The 18,457-nt window shown below is 72.8% G+C and carries 17 protein-coding genes; 4 read left to right on the top strand and 13 right to left on the bottom strand.

Annotated features, from left to right (window positions below; translation table 11 throughout):
• Nucleotides 1-8: 8 nt before the first annotated feature.
• On the top strand, nt 9-779 hold the full coding sequence (locus BMW78_RS05170) for an amino acid ABC transporter permease (RefSeq protein WP_091757084.1): 771 nt from the start codon (nt 9-11) through the stop codon (nt 777-779).
• Complete coding sequence (locus tag BMW78_RS05165) at nt 776-1,570, top strand: amino acid ABC transporter ATP-binding protein (protein ID WP_091757082.1); 795 nt, start codon at nt 776-778, stop codon at nt 1,568-1,570. Before BMW78_RS05170 ends, BMW78_RS05165 begins: the two co-directional genes overlap by 4 nt.
• Nucleotides 1,571-1,580: 10 nt before the next feature.
• Here BMW78_RS05165 and BMW78_RS05160 read toward each other — a convergent pair whose 3' ends face one another.
• The 9 genes from BMW78_RS05160 to BMW78_RS05120 are packed head-to-tail and all read right to left on the bottom strand — an operon-like array spanning nt 1,581 to nt 8,877.
• The gene (locus BMW78_RS05160; RefSeq protein WP_091757080.1) at nt 1,581-2,375 is read right to left on the bottom strand and encodes a DUF6390 family protein; all 795 of its coding nucleotides are present in this window, start codon (nt 2,373-2,375) and stop codon (nt 1,581-1,583) included.
• 4 nt (nt 2,376-2,379) lie between these two features.
• Nucleotides 2,380-3,306, bottom strand: a complete 927-nt coding sequence (locus BMW78_RS05155; RefSeq protein ID WP_091757078.1) for a DMT family transporter — start codon at nt 3,304-3,306, stop codon at nt 2,380-2,382.
• The gene (locus BMW78_RS05150; protein ID WP_177180276.1) at nt 3,303-3,560 is read right to left on the bottom strand and encodes a HypC/HybG/HupF family hydrogenase formation chaperone; all 258 of its coding nucleotides are present in this window, start codon (nt 3,558-3,560) and stop codon (nt 3,303-3,305) included. The genes BMW78_RS05155 and BMW78_RS05150 overlap by 4 nt, the downstream gene beginning before the upstream one ends.
• Nucleotides 3,547-4,170: a hydrogenase maturation protease gene (locus tag BMW78_RS05145; RefSeq protein WP_091757076.1), complete on the bottom strand. Its 624-nt coding sequence runs from the start codon at nt 4,168-4,170 to the stop codon at nt 3,547-3,549. The genes BMW78_RS05150 and BMW78_RS05145 overlap by 14 nt, the downstream gene beginning before the upstream one ends.
• Entirely contained in the window at nt 4,167-5,477 is a 1,311-nt protein-coding gene (locus tag BMW78_RS05140; protein WP_091757074.1) for a Ni/Fe hydrogenase subunit alpha, read from the bottom strand. The genes BMW78_RS05145 and BMW78_RS05140 overlap by 4 nt, the downstream gene beginning before the upstream one ends.
• Entirely contained in the window at nt 5,474-6,316 is an 843-nt protein-coding gene (locus BMW78_RS05135; protein ID WP_091757071.1) for an NADH-quinone oxidoreductase subunit B family protein, read from the bottom strand. The genes BMW78_RS05140 and BMW78_RS05135 overlap by 4 nt, the downstream gene beginning before the upstream one ends.
• 2 nt (nt 6,317-6,318) lie before the next feature.
• Nucleotides 6,319-7,182: an FAD/NAD(P)-binding protein gene (locus BMW78_RS05130; protein ID WP_091757069.1), complete on the bottom strand. Its 864-nt coding sequence runs from the start codon at nt 7,180-7,182 to the stop codon at nt 6,319-6,321.
• Nucleotides 7,179-7,640, bottom strand: coding sequence for a cyclic nucleotide-binding domain-containing protein (locus tag BMW78_RS05125; RefSeq protein ID WP_091757067.1), 462 nt, complete (start codon nt 7,638-7,640; stop codon nt 7,179-7,181). The genes BMW78_RS05130 and BMW78_RS05125 overlap by 4 nt, the downstream gene beginning before the upstream one ends.
• A 13-nt stretch (nt 7,641-7,653) precedes the next feature.
• Nucleotides 7,654-8,877, bottom strand: coding sequence for a 4Fe-4S dicluster domain-containing protein (locus tag BMW78_RS05120; protein ID WP_091757065.1), 1,224 nt, complete (start codon nt 8,875-8,877; stop codon nt 7,654-7,656).
• Between the two features lie 157 nt (nt 8,878-9,034).
• Between BMW78_RS05120 and BMW78_RS05115 the strand changes: the two genes are divergently transcribed.
• Nucleotides 9,035-10,012, top strand: coding sequence for a sensor histidine kinase (locus BMW78_RS05115; RefSeq protein WP_143056151.1), 978 nt, complete (start codon nt 9,035-9,037; stop codon nt 10,010-10,012).
• A 61-nt stretch (nt 10,013-10,073) separates the two neighbouring features.
• On the opposite strand, the gene BMW78_RS05110 is transcribed toward BMW78_RS05115, so the two are convergent.
• The 3 genes from BMW78_RS05110 to BMW78_RS05100 form a co-directional block, all read right to left on the bottom strand.
• Nucleotides 10,074-10,556: an NADPH-dependent FMN reductase family protein gene (locus BMW78_RS05110; RefSeq protein ID WP_091757062.1), complete on the bottom strand. Its 483-nt coding sequence runs from the start codon at nt 10,554-10,556 to the stop codon at nt 10,074-10,076.
• 77 nt (nt 10,557-10,633) lie between these two features.
• The gene (locus tag BMW78_RS05105) at nt 10,634-13,237 is read right to left on the bottom strand and encodes a glucosidase family protein (RefSeq protein ID WP_218144234.1); all 2,604 of its coding nucleotides are present in this window, start codon (nt 13,235-13,237) and stop codon (nt 10,634-10,636) included.
• Nucleotides 13,238-13,384: 147 nt separating this feature from the next.
• Complete coding sequence (locus tag BMW78_RS05100; RefSeq protein ID WP_091757060.1) at nt 13,385-14,191, bottom strand: ATP-binding protein; 807 nt, start codon at nt 14,189-14,191, stop codon at nt 13,385-13,387.
• Nucleotides 14,192-14,378: 187 nt separating this feature from the next.
• Between BMW78_RS05100 and BMW78_RS05095 the strand changes: the two genes are divergently transcribed.
• Nucleotides 14,379-17,189, top strand: coding sequence for a cation-translocating P-type ATPase (locus tag BMW78_RS05095; RefSeq protein ID WP_091757058.1), 2,811 nt, complete (start codon nt 14,379-14,381; stop codon nt 17,187-17,189).
• Here BMW78_RS05095 and BMW78_RS05090 read toward each other — a convergent pair.
• A complete protein-coding gene (locus BMW78_RS05090; RefSeq protein ID WP_091757056.1) occupies nt 17,186-18,355 on the bottom strand; it encodes a N(5)-(carboxyethyl)ornithine synthase in 1,170 nt (389 codons plus the stop codon). The genes BMW78_RS05095 and BMW78_RS05090 overlap by 4 nt on opposite strands.
• Nucleotides 18,356-18,457 lie beyond the last annotated feature (102 nt).

The following is an 18,457-nucleotide window of genomic DNA, read 5'->3' as shown; positions in this document are numbered from 1 at the left end:
AGGGCCGGGTGGAGATCCTCGGCACCCTGTGGTCGACCTTCTTCGACCTCGAGTCCATGCGGGCAGCCCTGCCCGAGCTGCTGCGCGTGGGCCTGAGCAACACGCTCGTCCTGGCCCTCTTCTCGGCGCTCATCGGGACCGTGCTCGGCATGGTGCTCGCCGTCTGCGGCCTCTCCCGGAGCCGGTGGCTGCGCTGGCCGGCGCGGGTGTGGACCGACGTCTTCCGCGGCCTCCCCGCCGCGGTGACGATCCTGCTCATCGGCGTCGGGCTCGCCCCCGTGGGCCTCGAGCTCTGGGGACCCAACCCATACCCCCTGGGCATCCTCGCCCTGTCGCTCATCGCCAGCGCCTACATCGGCGAGATCTTCCGCTCGGGCATCCAGAGCGTCGAGGCCGGTCAGCTCGAGGCTGCCCGCGCCCTGGGGTTCAGCCGCCCGGCCGGGATGCGGCTCGTCGTCATCCCGCAGGGCGTGCGGCGCGTCCTGCCGGCCCTGGTGAACCAGTTCATCTCCCTCATCAAGGACTCGTCGCTGGTCTACTTCCTCGGACTGCTGGCCACCCAGCGCGACCTGTTCCGCATCGGCCAGGACGCCGCCGCCAACACCGGCAACGAGTCGGCGCTCGTGCTGGCGGGGCTGTTCTACCTCGTCATCACCGTCCCCCTCACCCACGCGGTCAACGCGATCGACCGGCGGCTGCGCGAGGGCCGGCGTCCCGACGCGAACGACCACGACGACAGCGAGCTGCCACCCCTGGCGCTGGCCCAGGAGGCCCGATGAGCACCCAGAAGAGTCCCCTGACCACCTCAGCCACCACCTCGGCGACGACCCCCACCCCGGCCGCGCCCGGGGTCTCCGTCGCCACCCGTGACGTGCACCTGGCGTTCGGCTCGACCCGCGTGCTGCGCGGCGTCGACCTCGACGTCGCGGCGGCGTCGACCGCCTGCGTCATCGGCCCCTCCGGGTCGGGCAAGTCCACCCTGCTCCGGGTGGTCAACCGCCTCCTCGAACCCGACCGGGGCGACGTGCTGCTCGCGGGACGCAGCGTGCTGGGCGACAACCCCGACCACCTGCGCCAGCGGGTCGGCATGGTGTTCCAGCACTTCAACCTGTTCCCGCACAAGAGCGTTCGCGCCAACATCACCCTCGGCCTGACCAGGCTCAAGGGCCTGTCCAAGGACGAGGCGGCCGAGCGGGCCCTGCACCACCTCGACCGGGTGGGCCTGGCCCACAAGGCGGACGCGCGGCCCGGCACGCTCTCCGGCGGGCAGCAGCAGCGCGTGGCGATCGCGCGGGCCCTCGCCATGGAGCCCGAGGTGATGCTCTTCGACGAGGCGACCTCCGCCCTCGACCCCGAGCTCGTCAAGGGCGTGCTGGCGACCATGGCCGACCTCGCGGCCGGCGGCATGACCATGCTCGTCGTGACGCACGAGATGGGCTTCGCCCGCTCGGTGGCGGGCCAGGTGCTCTTCATGGACCACGGTCGGGTGGTCGAGTCCGGCCCACCGGAGCAGGTCTTCGAGGCCCCCGAGAGCGACCGGCTGCGGCAGTTCCTTTCCCAGGTGCTCTGACGGTCCGGCCTCAGGCGAGCACTGCCGCCGGAGCGGGGAACGGTGTGCTGTTGGCCACGGTGAGCTGCCGCAGCGTGTAGCGGCGCAGGGCGGCCAGCGCGCGCCGGTCGAGCCGCTCACACACCCAGTCCCAGTGGAGGGAGCACCAGTCCCCCGCCTGCACGCCGCCGGCCAGGCCGCGCCCGTCCAGGCGCAGCAGGGCCCGCTCCTCGCGTGCGTCGCCGAGGCCGAGACGACGCCCGTCCCAGCGCAGCGGTCGCGACCGCACCACGGCCTCGGCACCGCGGACCTCGACCACCTGGCCCCAGCGGACGCGGCACCGGTCGAGCACGTGCAGCGGCTCGTCCACCCGCCCTTCGCGCAGGAGGCCCAGCCACGGGTAGACACCGAAGACGTGGAACGAGTGGTGCGGCACCGCGCCGGCCGGCACCGCGTCGACGAGTCTCGGCCACGACCGGCCGACCCGGTCACGGAAGCGCGTCTCGAGCGAGTCGCCGAGCAGGCGGGGCGTCACCCGGTCGAGCAGGCTGTTGCCCACCCAGTAGGCCTCGACGACCCGGGGGTCCAGCGGGTCGCCGATCCGGTTCGCCGCCGCGATCAGCTCGAGGTAGGGCCACGCTCCCTCGAACCCCTTCGCCAGCCGGCGCAGGTCAGGGTCGTCGACACCGGCCGCCACCTGTTCGAGCAGCTGCTGGGCGGCGTCGGGGCCGCAGTAGCCCAGCGCGTTCGGCGGGTAGGCGTAGGCCGCGAACCGCAGCGCGCCACCCAGCACCCCGCGTGTCCCGCCACCCGGTGCCGTCCCCATCCCGTCACCCCCCTGCCGGCCCGGCGTCCGCGGCCGCCCGCGGCGTGCCGCGCCAGCCGAGCCACACCACCACCAGTCCGCCGAGCAGCAGGAGGGCGAGCCACGACGCCTGCGGAGCGATAGCGGTGCCGTTGACCGTGGCGCTGAGGGCGGCCGTCACCGGGGCGGCGAGCACGAGCACGGCCGTGACGTCGACGGCCTGCGCCCGGGCGAGGGCGGCGAACCAGGTCGCGACGTAGCAGGCCAGCAGGGCACCCGTCACGAGCACCCAGCCGAGCTGCACCCGCGAGAGCGCGCCCAGGGCGCCGGCCTCGCCTCTCACGGCGAGCCATGCCACCAGCACCGCCGACCCCAGACCCATTCGGGCCACGCCCACCGTCCAGGACGACACGTCTGCGAGGAGCCACTTGGCGACGACGACCTCGACCGACCACAGCAGCGTGGCGGCGAGGATCATCACCCCTGCGCTGCCGAAGTCGGCCGGCAGCCCCCCGGCCAGGCCGACCTGGCCGACGACCAGCAGGCCGATGGCCACCCAGTGCCCCCACTGCAGCCGCTCCTTGAGCAGCGGGAGCGCGAGCAGGGCCACCCAGAGCACCAAGGTCTTGTGGATGAAGGCCGCCTGCGGTGACGACGCGCGGCTCAGGCCCTCGAAGAACAGCACGAAGGGCACGCTGCCGCCGACCACCCCGACCAGTGCCAGCGCGAACCACTGCCGTCCCGAGCGCGGCGGGGTCAGCCGGGCCCCCCGGCCGGCACCGAGGCCGACCACCCCGAGCAGCACGGCCGCGGCAACGAGGTTCTTCGCGGTCGTGTAGACGGTGGCGTCGTCGAAGGCCTTGACCCCGTAGCTGTTGACGAAGACGGAGACCCCGCTGACCGCCGCCGTGGCGAGCGCGAGGAGTATGCCGGTCCGGCGTGTTGTGTTCATGGCCCCTCTTCTCGTGTGGTGACGTCCGCCGGCGTCGTGTCGGGTGCGGTGGCCCGCAGCGCCGCTGCGTCGTGCGCCTCCTGCGGGCTGATCCGCCGGAGCGCGAAGCCGGAGTGGCAGAGCAGCCAGTCGCCCGGCGCGACCGCCCCGTCGAGGGTGAGCAGCGACACCCTCGTGGTGCGTCCCCGCGCGAGCACCAGCGCGGTGTGCCCGTCCGGCGCCTCGACCACCTCGGCCAGCTCACCCAGGCACACCAGCAGCCCCTTCCCTCGAACGTCGCGGCGTCGGCCCGTTGTCGTGCTCGTCGTGCTTGTCGTGCTCGTCGTGCTGGCCGTGCCCGACGGTCCCGAGCCCAGCGGTCCCGCGCACGACGACGCGGAGGACGGCGTCGAGAGCGGTGTGCACGGCCGCGCCGACGGCGGGCGACAGCGGCGCGCCGTGGTCGAACGACGCCGCCTCGACGCCGACCAGCACCACGCGTCCGGGCAGCCGGTGCAGCGCCCTCGCCAGCTCGACGGCCGCGGCCAGGCCGAAGGCGTGGGTGCCTCCCCGTCCCGTCCGTCCCCACGCCGACTCAGGGAGCCGTTCCCCGCCCGCACCCGTCTCGATCACCACCAGCGTGCCGGGCTCGGCGCCCGAACGGACGGCGTCCACCACCACGACGAGCTCTCTGCCCGACCACAGCTCGACGAGGTCGGTCGGGTCCTCGTGCGCGACGACGTCGACGTCCGGCAGGTGTCGCGTGGCGACCGCTCGCGCCACGACGACCCCCACGGCGTCGTCGCCGCGGTCCGGGCTGCCCAGCCCGACCACGAGCGGACGGCTGGCGGCCGGGCCCGTCGGAACGCCCCTCGTGCTCGTCATCCCCGGTCCACCGTGAGATCCAGGAAGTGCGTGGCGCAGGAGATGCACGGGTCGTAGTTGCGGATGGCCTGTTCGCAGCGGTGCTGCAGGGCGTGGTCGTCGAGGTCGGACCACGTCTGCACCATCGTGCGCAGGTCTGCCTCCACGCTCGGCTGGTTCTGCGACGTGGGCGGGACGATCTGCGCGTCGCGGATGATGCCCCCCTCGTCGAGGACGTAGCGGTGGAACAGCACCCCACGGGGCGCCTCGCTGGCTCCGAAGCCCTCCCCCGCCCGCGGCGGTACGGGGACGCTCGCCGGGCCACTTCCCGTCCAGCCGTCGATGATGCGCAGCGCCTCGTGGTAGGCCTCCACCAGCTCGACGGCCCGGACGACGATCGAGCGGAACGGGTTGCGGCAGGTGTCGCCCAGCCCGGCGTCGCGTGCGGCCTCCCGGGCCAGGTCGCTGAGCCGGTCGGCGTTCAGCGAGTAGCGGGCGAGCGGGCCCACCACGTAGGGGTCGGGTGAGCCGTCGAGGTGGGCGTGGAGGGCGTTGGAGTGGGCGACGTGGAACTCCTCGATGTGCTTCGTGAAGTCGCGCACCGGGAAGGCCCCGCCGGAGGAGGTGACGACGCTGCCCGACTCGATGGGGTACCCGCTCTCGGCCCGCAGGGAGAGGTACTCGTACGGCTGCTCCATGTCGGGAAAGTCGAAACCGGCCACGAGCCGCACGGTCTCGAGCGCCTCGTCGAGGGCCCGCTGCAGCCGGGGCCGCACGGCCCGCAGCTCCTCGCGGGTGGGGTACCGGTAGAAGCCGCCGACCTTGACGTTGACGGGGTGCACCGACCGGCCGCCGACGGTGTCCATGAGGTCGTTGCCGGCCTTCTTCATCCGCAGCCCGCGCTCGACCACGGCCGGGTGGTCGGTTGCCATCTCGACCGCGCCGTCGTAGCCGAGGAAGTCGGGCGCGTGCAGAAGGAACACGTGCAGGGCATGGCTCTCGATCCACTCGCCGCAGTAGAGGAGACGCCGCATGAGCCGGATCTCCTCGGGCACCTCCACCCCGCAGGCGTCCTCGACCGCCCAGCACGAGCTCATCTGGTAGGCCACCGGGCAGATCCCGCAGATGCGCGCGGTGATGTCCGGCGGCTCCGTGTGGGCGCGGCCGCGGAGGAACGCCTCGTAGAACCGGGGCGGTTCGTAGATGCGCAGCTGCACGTCGGTCACCGTGCCGTCGCGGTACTCGATGTGCATCGCCCCCTCGCCCTCGACCCGGGCGAGGGTGCCCACGTGCATGACGTGGCCGCCGTCCGTGAGCTTGTGGCTCATGCGTCCTCCCCCTCTGCGGACGGCGCCGGTCCGGTCTCGTGCCGCTCGCTCTCCCTGCGGAACGGCTCCGACGCCGCGTTGAAGGTCCGGAAGATGCGCACCACCTCGGGCTCACTCATGCCGAGCTCGCTGAGCTGGTGGGCGATCGAGGCGGTGTTGGGGGTGTCCTGCGGCCCGAAGCACCCGTAGCAGCCGCGGTCGAAGCTGGGGCACAGGGCACCACAGCCGGCCTGCGTGACCGGCCCCAGGCAGGGCGTGCCGTGCGCCACCGTGACGCAGACGTTCCCGCGGCGCTTGCACTCGACGCACACGCTGTGCGACGGGATGCGCGGCTTGCGGTCCTGGATGGACGCGGCCAGCACCTCGAGCAGCTGGTGCTTGTTGACGGGACACCCCCGCAGCTCGAAGTCGACGGACACGTGCGCCGAGATCGGCGTGGAGCGCGACAACGTCGAGAGGTACTCCGGGTGCGCGTAGACGATCGACCGGAACTCGGCGACGTCGCCGAAGTTCCGCAACGCCTGGATGCCGCCGGCCGTGGCGCACGCGCCGATGGTGATCAGCCGGCCCGAGACCGCCCGCACGTGCTGGATGCGCTCGAGCTCCTCGGGGGTGGTGATCGACCCCTCGACGAGCGAGACGTCGTAGGGCCCCTCCACCACAGCCCGGGTGGCCTCGGGGAAGTAGGCGATCTCCACCGCGCCCGCGAGGCGCAGCAGCTCGTCCTCGCAGTTCAGCAGCGTGAGCTGGCAGCCGTCGCAGGAGGCGAACTTCCACACGGCGAGCGTGGGCCGGGCGCGGGCCGTGGCCGCGGCGCCGGGGCGGTCGGTGACGGTCATGGCTACAGCTCCGCCCGCGACATCAGGGGTTCGAGGACGTCGTAGGTGAGCACCGGGCCGTCCACGCAGAGGAAGTACTCGCGCAGCTGGCAGTGCCCGCACAGGCCCACCCCGCACTTCATGTTGCGCTCCATCGACAGCCGTAGCCGCGCGGGGGCGACGCCGCGGGCACGCAGGGCCATCGCGGCATACCGCATCATGACCTCAGGGCCGCACACGAGGGCCAGCGTGTTGACGGCGTCGAAGCCGCCCCGGTCCACCAGCTGGGTGACCAGACCGACCCGGCCCTGCCAGGCGTGCTGCCCGTTGTCGACGGTGACCTGCACGTCGACGGCGTGGTCGGCCGCCCAGCGGCGCAGGTCGTCTCCGAAGAGGATGTCCTCCGGGGTGCGCGCGCCGTAGAGCAGCAGCACCCTGCCGTAGGAGGCGCGGTCGGCGCACACCTCGAGGATGGCAGGGCGCAGGGGCGCCAGCCCGATGCCACCGGCGACGAAGACGACGTCGCCACCGCGCCCGGACGACACCTCCCAGCCGGTGCCGAACGGACCTCGTATGCCGAGCTCGGTGCCGGGCCCGGCGTGCACCAGCGCGCGGGTGACGGCGCCGACGTTCCGGATCGTGTGCTCGAGGACCTCGGGCCGGGCCGGGTCGCCGCTGATCGAGATCGGCGCCTCCCCCGCGCCGAATGCCTGCATCATCGTGAACTGGCCCGCCGCGAACGGCATCGTCGCCCCGTCGGCCGGCTCGAGGACCAGCGTCCAGGTGTCGCGGGTGTCCTGCCGGTGACGACGGACGACGAACGGCCGGGGCACGAACGGGTCGCCCCGGGGCGCCGCCCGGGATCCGGCGCCGGCCACCGCGGTCATACCGGCGCCCCGTAGACGTCGAGCAGCCGGATGCGCGCTGACTGCAGCCGGGTCGACATCACCTGCACCACCCGCTGGAGCAGCGCGTAGCCGACGGCCGGGTCGGTATCGCACTTGTCACGCAGGCAGGCACCGTCGAAGGCGATGGCACTGGTCTCCTCGGTGGCCCGCGCGTCGAAGAGCCAGCGGTGGGGCGGCACCAGCCACGACCAGCCGACCACGTCGTCGGCGTGCGCGCTGTCCACGACCACCGGTGAGCCCGCGGGTGCGCGCACCTCGAGGCTGACCCGGCCGTGCCGGATCACGTAGAACGTGTCGGCGGGCTCGCCCTCGTGGAACAGGTGCTGGCCCGGGCGGAAGTGCACGTTGACGGCGCAGCCGGCGACCAGCGCCACGACCGGCTCCGGCAGGCCCGCGAAGAAGGGGTGCTGGGGAAGGTAGTCGGTGATGGTCTGCACGGCGGTCGTCTCCTCACTCGGACGCCGGGGTGGGCGGGCTCGTGGGTGTCGGGAGGTTCGAACCGGGCACCCCGCGCAGCGCGGCGGCCTCCTCGGTGATGTCGATCCCGGCCGGGCACCAGGTGACGCAGCGGCCGCAGCCGACGCACCCCGAGGACCCGAACTGGTCGTGCCAGGACGCGAGCTTGTGGGTCATCCACTGGCGGTAGCGGGAGCGCGTCGACTCGCGGACGGTGCCGCCGTGGATGTAGGAGAAGTCCGCGGTGAAGCACGAGTCCCAGACGCGGTGGCGTTCGGCGGACTCCCCGCTGAGGTCGGAGACGTCCTCCACCGTGGTGCAGAAGCACGTGGGGCACACCATCGTGCAGTTGGTGCAGGCCAGGCACCGCGAGGCGACGTCGTCCCACCGGGGGCTGTCGATGCTGGCGTAGAGCAGGTCGCGGATCCCGTCGGTGTCGAGGCGGCGCCCCATCCGCTGCGCCGCCTGCTCGGTCACGGCGTCCGCGGCGGCCAGGTCGCCCCGGGCCGCTGCCGTCGCCCCGATCTCGTCGAGCAGGGCCCCGCCCCGTTCGCTGCCGACCTCGACGACGAACCGGTGCTCCGGGGCGAGCAGCTCGGTGAGCGACAGGTCGAACGGCGCCCCGCGGCCCTGTTCCGGCCGCGGCCCGGTGCCCATCGACACGCAGAAGCAGGTGCCGCCCGGGTCGGAGCAGGCGACCGCGATCACGAAGGCTCCCTCACGCCGCTGGGCGTAGTGCGCGTCGGTGAAGCCGCGGCCCGTGAGCACGGTGTCATGGATGCCGACCGCGCTGAGGTCACAGGAACGCACGCCCAGCAGGGCGGTGGGCCGCGTATCGGGACCGTCCTCGCCGTGCTCCTCGACACCGCCGCCCTGTGCGGCCTGTGCGCTCTCTGCGCTCTGAGCCTCGAACCCGCTGCCGCCGGCCGTCCGCCTGCCCCGCCACAGCAGCTCGTCGGTCGGGAAGAAGACGGGCTTGGCCGACTGCGCCCCGGCGGCGAACCCGAAGAGCGCCTCGTCGTCCCGGGGGCGCAGGCGGTAGCGACCGGGCTCCTGGTCGTCGCCCCAGCCGCGCGGAAGGTCGGCCACCTCGGTGATCTCCGCGTTGACGACCGCCCCGCCTCGCACCGTGGGACCCAGCACCCGGTAACCCCGGGCAACGAGGGCGTCGAGCAGGGACTGCAGGCCGGTCACGTCGATCAGCCGTGTCTCCACCATGACGCCCCCCGGTTGGAGCCCAGCGCGATGTCTCCTCCCACCAATGTAGGGACGTTGCTCCGCCGGCGAAGGTGGTTTGGCAAGGCACAGGGCACGCTCGCGTGCCTGCGGCTCGTCGGTCGTGCCGACCGCCCGGGGGTGGCGCTACCCTTGCCGAGTGGGTCGGCTGGATGGCTCCGACGCGGTGCACGGGGCGCGGCCCGGCAGACACCTCGCGATGATCTACGAGGGCATCGACGAGTTCGTCGTGCGCGTGACGAGCTACGTGCGACAGGGCCTCTCGGCTGAGGAGCCGGTGTTCGTCATGGCCGCGCGCCACAAGACCGACGCGGTGCGTGAGGCCCTGGGCGACGACGCGCCCTCGGTGGGGTTCGCCGACGCGGAGGTCGGCTACCACCCCCAGATCCGGGCCACCTTCGAGTGCCTCGGCTACATCGAGCAGCAGCAGGGGCGTCGATCGCGCCTGGTGGCCGAGCAGGGGCTGGGCCGGCGCACGCCGGTGGAGGTCGCCGACTACCTGCGCATGGAGTCGGCCGCCAACGTCGTCTACCAGCCGTTCCCGGTCGAGGTCCTCTGCCCCTACGACGCCTCGGCGCTGCGGCCCGAGCTGGTGGAGGCCTGTCGCCGGACGCACGCCGAGCTCGTCGACGCCCACGGGGTCCGGGCCAGCACCTCCTTCGTCGACCCGCCCCTGTTCATCCGCGACAGCACGACCGTGCCGGAAGTCCCGGTGTCGGCGCCCTTGGTCACGTGCCACACCGCCGCCGACCTGCCGGCTGCGCGCCGGTTCGCCCAGGTGCAGGTCCGCCTGGCCGGGCTCCCCGACGCCACCGCTGACGACCTCGTGCTCGCCGTGGGTGAGCTGCTCTCCAACGCGCTGACCCACGGACGGCCTCCCGCGCGCCTGAGCATCTACGCCGAGGGCGTCACGGGGGCGGACCCGGTGCTCGTCTGCCACGTCCACGACGGCGGCCACCTCCCGGTCGACCCGCTCGCCGGCTACGCACCGCCCATGGACCTCGGCACCCACGGGCGGGGCCTGTGGATCGCCCGTCAGCTGTGCGACTCGGTCCAGGTCAGCGCCGACCACACCGGCACCCACGTCCGGGCGCTCTCCCTCCTCCCGCCCTCCTAACGGACGACGAGTGGGGCCGAGGCAGGTATGCCGCGGGAGCGGCATACCGGTCATGGCACCGCTAGGGCTCCACCGGGATGCGGGAGGCGAAGTCCTCCACCTTGTGCTGCCAGCCCTCCTCCAGGGGGCCCTTCGTCCCGGTCACGAAGACGGCGTCCTCGGCGACCTCGGACAGCCCCTTGGCCTGGAGGGTCTCGTTCATCAGCGGGCGCACCCGCTCGTGACGGGCCCGCTCCTCCTCCGTGGGCAGCTTGCCGGTGTCCTTGTCCGGCTGCGGTGCGCCCTCCGTCGTCAGCAGGGCGTACCTCGTGCCGGGGGCGAGGTCGACCTTCCGCAGGAACCGGCGCATCCCGCCGATGGGACGCCCCATCCGCCCGGGCGAGCTGAACAGGTAGAGGTCCGCCGCAGGCAGCTCCTTCGGGCGGATGTCACGGACCTGGTGAACGCTCACCGCCACGCCCCTGGCCTCCATCTGGTGCTTGAACTCCTCGGCCACCATGGCGCCGTTGCCGTACTTGGACGCGTGCACGTACTCGATCCTCATGACTCCATCACGCGGCAGCCGGCGCGGCAGGGTCAGGGCCGAACGACCCTGACCCTGCGGCGCCCCTGCGCCACACCTCAGCGGGCGGTGACCCGGAGGGTGTGCGCGCCCGGGCCCGTCGCGACGGTCACCTCGGTGCCCCGGTTGGTGTGGCGCACGGTGTAGTCGTGCACCACGCGACCGTCGAGCACCACCACCGCCGGCGCGGAGCCCCGCGGCAGCGTGTGGCCGACCAGCACCGTGCGGGCGCCGGTGGACCGGTCGACGTCCACGGTCGTCACGTAGCTGGAGCCGCTGTGCGTCGCACGGACGTCCGCTGCTCCACCGCCGAGCCGGATGTCCTTGCCCTCGACCGAGGTCTGGCCCTGCGGCACCTGCGGCACGACCTCCACGGCGTGGTGCCCGAGGTCGGGCCGCACGCCCAGCCACTGGTGCACCACGGCCCACGCGGTGCCGTAGTTGCCCCACGCCTGCATGAACATCGAGCGGCAGGTCCAGCAGCGGTCGATGTTCGCGCCCTGGTCCGGCGACGGGAAGATCTCGGGCATCGCGCCGGGCTGCTCGTCCGGGGTGCCGCCCGTCGCGGGCTCGGAGAACATCGGCTCGGCCAGCGCGTGCGTGTAGCGCCCCTGCTGGTCGGGGCCGAGGCGCCCGTAGTTGCCCTCGCCGATCGACTGGATCGAGGTGGTGAGGCCGAAGACGACCCGCTCGCCCTGGCCGTTGGCCCCGCCGCCACAGCCGGTGTGGAACAGCCCCGGGTTCAGCGGGTGCTCGCCGCTGTAGCAGGGGTCCTCGCGGCCGGCCAGGGCGGCGTTGCCGTGGGCGTAGGGAGCGATCCCCGGCACCGTCGCACCCTTGACCCGCAGCTCGGCCTCCATCGGCGTCTGGCCGATCCAGTGCTTCTGGAACGACTGCTGGTTGCCCGGGTCGACCAGCGAGTCGGCGTACTGCTGGGCCTGGTCGTACCACCAGGTGCCGTCGAACCGCTGCTGCAGCTTGCGGGCCAGGTTGCTGGCCCAGGCGTAGGTCGCGCCGTCGTGCTTCGACTTCGCCATGTCGGCGAGGTCGTAGAGGCCGCGCAGGAAGTAGACCGTGTTGTCGAGCTTCTCCTGGCCCATGCCGCTGCGCTCGACGTTGCCGAGGCCCTCGGGCCAGCCGTCGTGGTCGGCGTCGAGGTTGCGGACGACGTAGCGCAGGTTGCGGCGCGTGAAGTCGTACATCTCGTCGCGGAACCGGTCGTCGCCGGTCCACCGCCACAGCAGCGCGACGGTGCTGGGGAACTTCACCGTCTCGTCGGTGTTGAAGTCGTATGCCGTGGTGCCGTCGGCGTTGGTGGTGCGCGAGTCGTGGCCGAACCACACCGAGCCGTCGGAGACCACCTCGTGCGTGACCACCCCCGAGCGGTCGTTGAGGATGTCGGAGACGTCACGCAGCACGCGCAAGTGGTCCTTGACCGCCTCGAACTGCCCCACGGAGACGGCCGCGAAGGCGGTGTACTCGGCGTCGGTACCGAAGATCCACGGGTAGTCGGGGTAGCCGGCGCCGATCCAGGTCGCCTTGTCCACCGTGCCGAGCGGAGCCGGGAACTGCTTGCCCTGGTTCGTCCACCGGATCTGCAGGTCGGTCGCCGTCTGGGTCAGGTCCGCGAGGTTCTGCTTGCCCCACTCGACGGCCTGCTGCACCAGCGCGTCACCCGGGAGCGACAGCCTCGTCATCTGGGCCAGCTTCTGCCGGGATGCCACCTTCTCCGCGAGCTGGGCGGCGGGGTCCTGCAGCGCGCCGGCCAGCTCCTTGCGCGCCTCCGTGGCGCCCTGGTCCGAGCCCGCGACGCCGAGCCACACCGTCGTGGAGCCGCCGGCGGGGAGCGAGAGGGTGTAGTTCAGGGCACCGCCGGTGCCCCGGCCGAACGGGCCGTCGTCGCACTGCGACGGCTTGGGGTCGGCCGGCGCCCCGGGCTCGGTGCCGGTGCACCGGTGGCCGGGCTGCGGCCCCCAGTACTGGCTGCCGACGGCGCCGGAGGTGGGCGTCTGCGCCGTCCCGACGACGGCGGCGTAGTGGTGGACGGGCGCGCCGGGCAGGGCGCCGTCGTCGGTGAAGACGAGGCGCCGACCGTCGTAGTCGCCGTGGTCGGGCAGGTTGTCGCTGGCGTTGGGGGTGACGCCCGAGAAGCCCCACGGGTACTGGCCCATGAGCTCGGAGTGGGCGTTCACCTGGAGGGTCACCGTGCGGGCGGCGCCGGGGTTGGTGACGGTCAGCCCGTAGACCGCGGCGCGCCTGCCGTCCGGCACGAAGTCGGTGCGCTGCACCTTGAGCCCGGCGGTGTCCGGGAAGTCGTAGCGGGTGTAGCCCCAGCCGCTCGAGAAGCGGTTCGCCTGGGGCACCCACTGGCCGTCGAGGCCGAACCAGACCCCGTCGACCAGCTTCAGCGGCGGGGTCCAGACCCCGCCCATCTCACCGGTGATGTGCCAGCCGTTGGCGTAGAAGCGGCCGTCCTGGAACCCGATGGAGTACGCCCGCGTGCCGGCGTCGACCTCTCGGCGGTCCTTCAACCGGCTCGTGGTCGACAGCTCGGGCCCTCCGTTGCCCGGCGGCGCCGACTCCCCCGCTCGCGCGGGTGCCTGGGCCAGCACCGAGGCCGCCAGGCCCAGTGTGGTCACGGCCGTGAGAAATGTGCGGTTCATGGCGCCCTCCGTAAGAGTGCTTGCCCACCCGTCGGGGACCGTATACCCGGCCCGGGGGTCCGGCAATCGGAGACGTCCGGCGCCGGTCGCCGTCAGGTGGTCGCCGCCTGAGGCCGCTGACCGTGGCCACGGTCAGGAGGCGGACAGTCAGGAGGCGGTGATGCGCGCCCAGACGAGCTTGCCGCCGTCGCCCGTCGGCAGGGCTCCGCACGACGCCGAGAGCGCCTCGACGACCACGAGCCCGCGGCCGTTGAGCGACTCGATGTCGGCCGCGACGGTGGCCGGCGCGTCTCGCGTCTGGTCGCGCACACCGATGCGCAAGGTGCTGCCGTCGCTCACGAGCGTCACCCGGATCTGGTCGACCGTGTGCTGGACCGCGTTGGCCGCCAGCTCGCTGACCACCAGGGAGCCGGCGTCGACACAGCCCTCGAGGTGCCACTCCTCACAGGTGCGACCGAGGAAGCGCCGTGCGGCCCCGACGGAGGCGGGGTGCCGCGGCAGGACCAGCTCCGCCTGCAGTGGCTCGGGCCCGTCGGCGACCTGTGCGGTGCCGGCCAGCATCGAGGAGACGAACCGCAGGAAGGTGCCACCCAGCCGCTCCCGCAGCTGCTCCAGCACGCCCGGGTCGTGGCAGGCCACCACGAGCGGCGTCTCGGGCCACGCCTCGGCGTGCTCGACGAGGGGCCGCAACACCGCCAGCGAGTCATCGTCGAGGTCGCTCATCCCCTCGGGCAACACGAGCACGACGCCTCGTGGGCACTCCGCCAGGGCCGTCTGCACGGCGTGGTCGACGTCCGCCCCGAGCCGCGGCAGGGGCGTGTCGGCCTCGATGATCCAGACGTCGCCGTAGGGGTACACCCTCAGCCCGCCGTCCCGGCCGACGGTGACGGGAGCGGCCCAGTTGGCGCCGGCCCATGACCGTCGCTCACCGTGGTGCTCACCTCTACCCGTCATCGACGTCCTGTTGTTGGTCTCGCAGCAGCCCCTGCTGATGAGCACGCTACCGGGCCCACGCGGGCCCCGCGCGGCAACGGCAGCCGTGGGGCGGCATACCGGGCCCCCTCGACCGGGCCGGGTGGCACAGTGGGAGGCGTCGGAGGGCGCCCACGGCGACGCCCGGGGCCGCAGCAGGAGGTGGGGCATGGAGACCTCCACCGCCGAGTCCGCCCCCTGGCTCCGCGACGCCGGGGCCGTGGCGGCGGCACTGGGCACCGACCCGTCGTCGGGGCTGGCCGTCGACGAGGCGTCGAGCCGGCTGGCGGCGGTCGGGCCCAACGAGCTGCTCGCCGTTGCCCCCGTGCCGGCCTGGCGGCGCTTCCTGCGGCACTTCCGAGACCCGCTCATCTACCTGCTGCTCGCCGCCATCATGGTGTCCTTCGCCGCGTGGGTCTTCGAGGGGGCGGAGGGATGGCCCTTCGACGCCATCGTCATCGCGGTCGTGGTGGTGCTCAACGCCGTGCTCGGCTTCGCCCAGCAGGCCCGGGCCGAGCGTGCCGTCGAGGCCCTGAAGCGCCTGTCCGCCACCGTCGCCACGGTGGTGCGCGACGGCGAACAGGTGGTGGTGCCCACCCGCGACATCGTCGCCGGTGACGTCCTGCTGCTCGCCGAGGGCGACACGGTGCCCGCCGACGCCCGGCTCGTCAGCGCCGCAGCCCTCAAGGTCATCGAGGCCTCGCTGACCGGTGAGAGCGAGGCCGTGCTCAAGGACGCCACGACCCTGAGCGGCGCCACCGGCCTCGGCGACCGGACCAACATGGTCTGGAGCGGCACGGCGGTCGCCCAGGGCGTGGGCCGGGCGGTGGTCACCGCCACCGGCATGGCCACCGAGATGGGCCGGATCGCCGACCTGCTCCACGCGACGCGCGAGCAGCCCACCCCGCTCCAGCGCGAGATCGCGCGGGTGGGCAGGATGCTCGGGGTCGCCGTGGTGACCATCGCCGTCGTCGTGATGGTGACCGTGCTCCTGTTCTTCGGGGTCCACAGCGTCGACGACGTCGTCACCACCCTCCTGCTGGGCGTCTCCCTGGCCGTCGCCGCGGTGCCCGAAGGCCTGCCGGCAGTGCTGTCGGTGGTGCTGGCCCTGGGGGTGCAGCGCATGGCCGCCCACAACGCCATCGTCAAGCAACTCTCGTCGGTGGAGACGCTGGGCTCCGCCTCGGTCGTCTGCTCCGACAAGACCGGCACGCTGACCAAGGGCGAGATGACGATCGGCCGCGTGGTCACCCCGCTCGGGGAGGTCGAGGTGACCGGCGCCGGGTACCGGCCGGTCGGCGAGCTGCTGCGCCGCGGCACCACGCTGCAGGCGGACGACCCCCTGTGGCGCGCCACAGCAGAGGTCCTCACCGGCGGCTGCCTGGCGAACAACGCGACGCTGCAGGAGCAGGACGGCGAGTGGGTCGTCCAGGGCGACCCCACCGAGGCGTCCTTCCTGGTGGCGGAGGCGAAGCTGGGCACCCAGGACCGGCGCACCCGCCGCTTCACCCGGGTGGCCGAGATCCCCTTCACCTCCGAGCGCAAGCTGATGTCGAGCCTGCACACCGACGCCTCGCGGGCGGGGATGATCGCGGTGGTGACCAAGGGAGCTCCCGACGTGCTGCTCGGGCAGTGCACGCGGATCCGGGTCGGGGACACCGTCGAGCGGCTCGACGACCGGTGGCGGGCAGCGGTGCTCGCCGATGTCGAGCGGCTGTCGGGTGAGGCGTTCCGCACCCTCGCCGTGGCCTACCTCCCCCTCGAGGTGACCGAGCCGCCGCCCGTCGACGAGTCGCTGGAGCAAGGGCTGGTCTACGCGGGGATGGTGGGCATCATCGACCCGCCCCGGCCGGAGGCGGCGGCAGCGGTGGCCGAGGCCCACCGGGCCGGGGTGCGGGTCGTCATGATCACCGGCGACCACCCCCGCACCGCGGCCCGCATCGCCCGCGACCTCGGCATCTCCCCCGGCGAGGTCGCCGCGGTCTCGGGCACCGAGCTCGACGCCCTCGACGACGACGGCTTCCGCGAGGTGGTGCGCCGTCGCAACGTGTACGCCCGGGTGACGCCGCACCACAAGCTGCGGATCGTGGACGCCCTTCAGGCCGACGGCCAGGTGGTCGCGATGACCGGTGACGGCGTCAACGACGCCCCCGCCCTGAAGTCCGCGGACATCGGGGTCGCCATGGGCCGGGGCGGCACCGAGGTGACGAAGGAGGCCGCCAAGATGGTGCTGGCCGACGACAACTTCGCCACCATCGTGAGGGCCGTGCGCGAAGGCCGCGACATCTTCCTCAACATCAAGAAGTTCCTGCGCTACCTGCTCTCCTCGAACATCGGCGAGGTCCTGACCGTCTTCCTCGGGGTGGTCCTGGCCGGTGTCATCGGCCTCGCCCACGCCGATGGAGCCCTCGTCCTGCCCCTCCTCGCCACCCAGATCCTCTGGATCAACCTGCTCACCGACAGCGCTCCCGCCCTCGCGATGGGCCTCGACGCCGAGACCGAGGACGTCATGAGCCGGCCCCCGCGGACGGTCGACGAGCGGGTCATCGACCGCCGGATGTGGGTCGGCGTGCTGTTCGTCGGGCTCGTGATGGCGGCCGCCACGCTCGCGGCCATCGACCTCCTGCTGCCCGGGGGCCTCGTCGAGGGGACACAGTCGCTGGCCACGGCCCGCACTGCCGGCTTCACGGTGCTGGTGCTGGCCCAGCTGTTCAACGCGTTCAACGCCCGCTCGGAGACGGGGACGGCGTTCCACCGGCTGCTGTCCAACCGGTGGCTGTGGGGTGCCGTGGCCGTGTCGACCGTGCTGCAGGTGGCGGTCGTGCACGTGCCGGTGCTGAACGAGGCGTTCGGCACCGAGCCGCTGTCGCTACGACAGTGGGCCCTCTGCGTCGGGCTCGCCAGCACGGTGCTGTGGGCGAGCGAGCTGCGCAAGCTGGTGCTGCGCGCGCTCGCTCGGCGGCGGTCGGGCAGGCGCTAGGTGGCCAGCGGGTAGTGCGGGTGCACCGGCGAACGGCCCTGGAACGACAGGATCGCGGCGTTCTGGATGACGCCGTCCCGGATCTCGATGGCCCGGCGCACCGTCGGGTGCTCCTCCCACGCCTCGGGTCCGTCGAGCACCGTGCGCACGAACGGCAGGAGCGCCTCGCTGATCTCCCACGTCGCCGAGCTCCAGAGGTACGACGGGCTGTGGTCCACGGCGTAGTAGAGGACGCCGTCGCCCACCTCGAACACCGGGTCGGCGAAGCTGGTCGGGCGCGCCCAGCTGAAGCCCATCCCCTCGTCGCACGAGACGTCGACCACCACCGTGCCCCGCCGCACGCCGGGCAGGTCGTCCTCGCTCATGAACACGGCCGGGCGATCGGTGTCCTGCAGCACGCAGTTCACGACGACGTCGTGCTCGGCGAGGAAGCCGGCGAGCGGCACCGGGCCGCGTTCGGTCACCGCGTGGCTCATCCGCTCCTCGGTGCGGTCGTCGAAGTGCACGATGCGGGCGGTGTGGATCGGTGCGGCGACGGCGGCCACCTCGCGGTGGGTCAGGACGTCGACGTCGAAGATCCCGAGCCCGTTGAGCGCGGACACCGCTCCGCGCGCGGTGGCGCCGAACCCGATGACCGCCGCGCGCAGCTTGCGGCCGAAGTCACCGGTCACCCCGGCGAGCTGGAGGGCGTGCAGCACCGAGCAGTAGCCCGCCATCTCGTTGTTCTTGTGGAACACGTGCAGGTTGAACGACCCGTCGCGGTTCCAGTGGTTCATCGCCTCGAACGCGATGAGGGTGAGGTGCTTGTCGATGGCGAGCTGGGTGAGCTTCTCGTCCTGGACGCAGTGCGGCCAGCCCCAGAAGATCTGCCCGAAGCGCATCTCGGCGAGGTCGCTCAGCACCGGCTTCGGCTGCAGGACCACGTCACAGCTCTCGATGACCTCAGCGCGAGGGCGGACCGCGCCCACGAGCTCGCGCAGGGCGTCGTCCGTGACGCCGAACCGCTCGCCGTAGCCCTCCTCGAGGACGATGCGCTCCCGCAGGTCGGCCGCCACCCGTGGCAGGTGGTGCGGGTGGATCGGCAGCCGCCGCTCGTTCTCCTTCTGTGAGCGCGCCATCACCCCGAGCGTCAGGTGCTGCTGCCGTGTGCCGTCCGCTGCGGTCATCGTCGACCGTCCTTCCCGGTGCCCGCGGACGTCGGAGGAGGTCCGCTCCTCCACCGTAGGAAGCGTCGGCACAAGGCTGTAGGGACTTCCGTCACCCGCTCC

The organism is Pedococcus cremeus, assembly GCF_900111375.1.
Classification (GTDB): domain Bacteria; phylum Actinomycetota; class Actinomycetes; order Actinomycetales; family Dermatophilaceae; genus Pedococcus_A; species Pedococcus_A cremeus.
The sequence above is the reverse complement of the archived record's forward strand: the minus strand, read 5'-3'. Positions and strand labels throughout refer to the sequence as shown.

Excerpts from the sequence above, each read along its gene's own strand:
- BMW78_RS05105 (WP_218144234.1), bottom strand. The coding sequence starts at position 13,237 with ATGAACCGCACATTTCTCACGGCCGTGACCACACTGGGCCTGGCGGCC.
- BMW78_RS05155 (WP_091757078.1), bottom strand. The coding sequence starts at position 3,306 with ATGAACACAACACGCCGGACCGGCATACTCCTCGCGCTCGCCACGGCG.
- BMW78_RS05130 (WP_091757069.1), bottom strand. The coding sequence starts at position 7,182 with ATGACCGCGGTGGCCGGCGCCGGATCCCGGGCGGCGCCCCGGGGCGAC.
- BMW78_RS05110 (WP_091757062.1), bottom strand. The coding sequence starts at position 10,556 with ATGAGGATCGAGTACGTGCACGCGTCCAAGTACGGCAACGGCGCCATG.
- BMW78_RS05090 (WP_091757056.1), bottom strand. The coding sequence starts at position 18,355 with ATGACCGCAGCGGACGGCACACGGCAGCAGCACCTGACGCTCGGGGTG.
- BMW78_RS05140 (WP_091757074.1), bottom strand. The coding sequence starts at position 5,477 with ATGAGCCACAAGCTCACGGACGGCGGCCACGTCATGCACGTGGGCACC.
- BMW78_RS05135 (WP_091757071.1), bottom strand. The coding sequence starts at position 6,316 with ATGACCGTCACCGACCGCCCCGGCGCCGCGGCCACGGCCCGCGCCCGG.
- BMW78_RS05120 (WP_091757065.1), bottom strand. The coding sequence starts at position 8,877 with ATGGTGGAGACACGGCTGATCGACGTGACCGGCCTGCAGTCCCTGCTC.
- BMW78_RS05145 (WP_091757076.1), bottom strand. The coding sequence starts at position 4,170 with ATGACGAGCACGAGGGGCGTTCCGACGGGCCCGGCCGCCAGCCGTCCG.
- BMW78_RS05160 (WP_091757080.1), bottom strand. The coding sequence starts at position 2,375 with ATGGGGACGGCACCGGGTGGCGGGACACGCGGGGTGCTGGGTGGCGCG.
- BMW78_RS05095 (WP_091757058.1), top strand. The coding sequence starts at position 14,379 with ATGGAGACCTCCACCGCCGAGTCCGCCCCCTGGCTCCGCGACGCCGGG.
- BMW78_RS05165 (WP_091757082.1), top strand. The coding sequence starts at position 776 with ATGAGCACCCAGAAGAGTCCCCTGACCACCTCAGCCACCACCTCGGCG.
- BMW78_RS05100 (WP_091757060.1), bottom strand. The coding sequence starts at position 14,191 with ATGACGGGTAGAGGTGAGCACCACGGTGAGCGACGGTCATGGGCCGGC.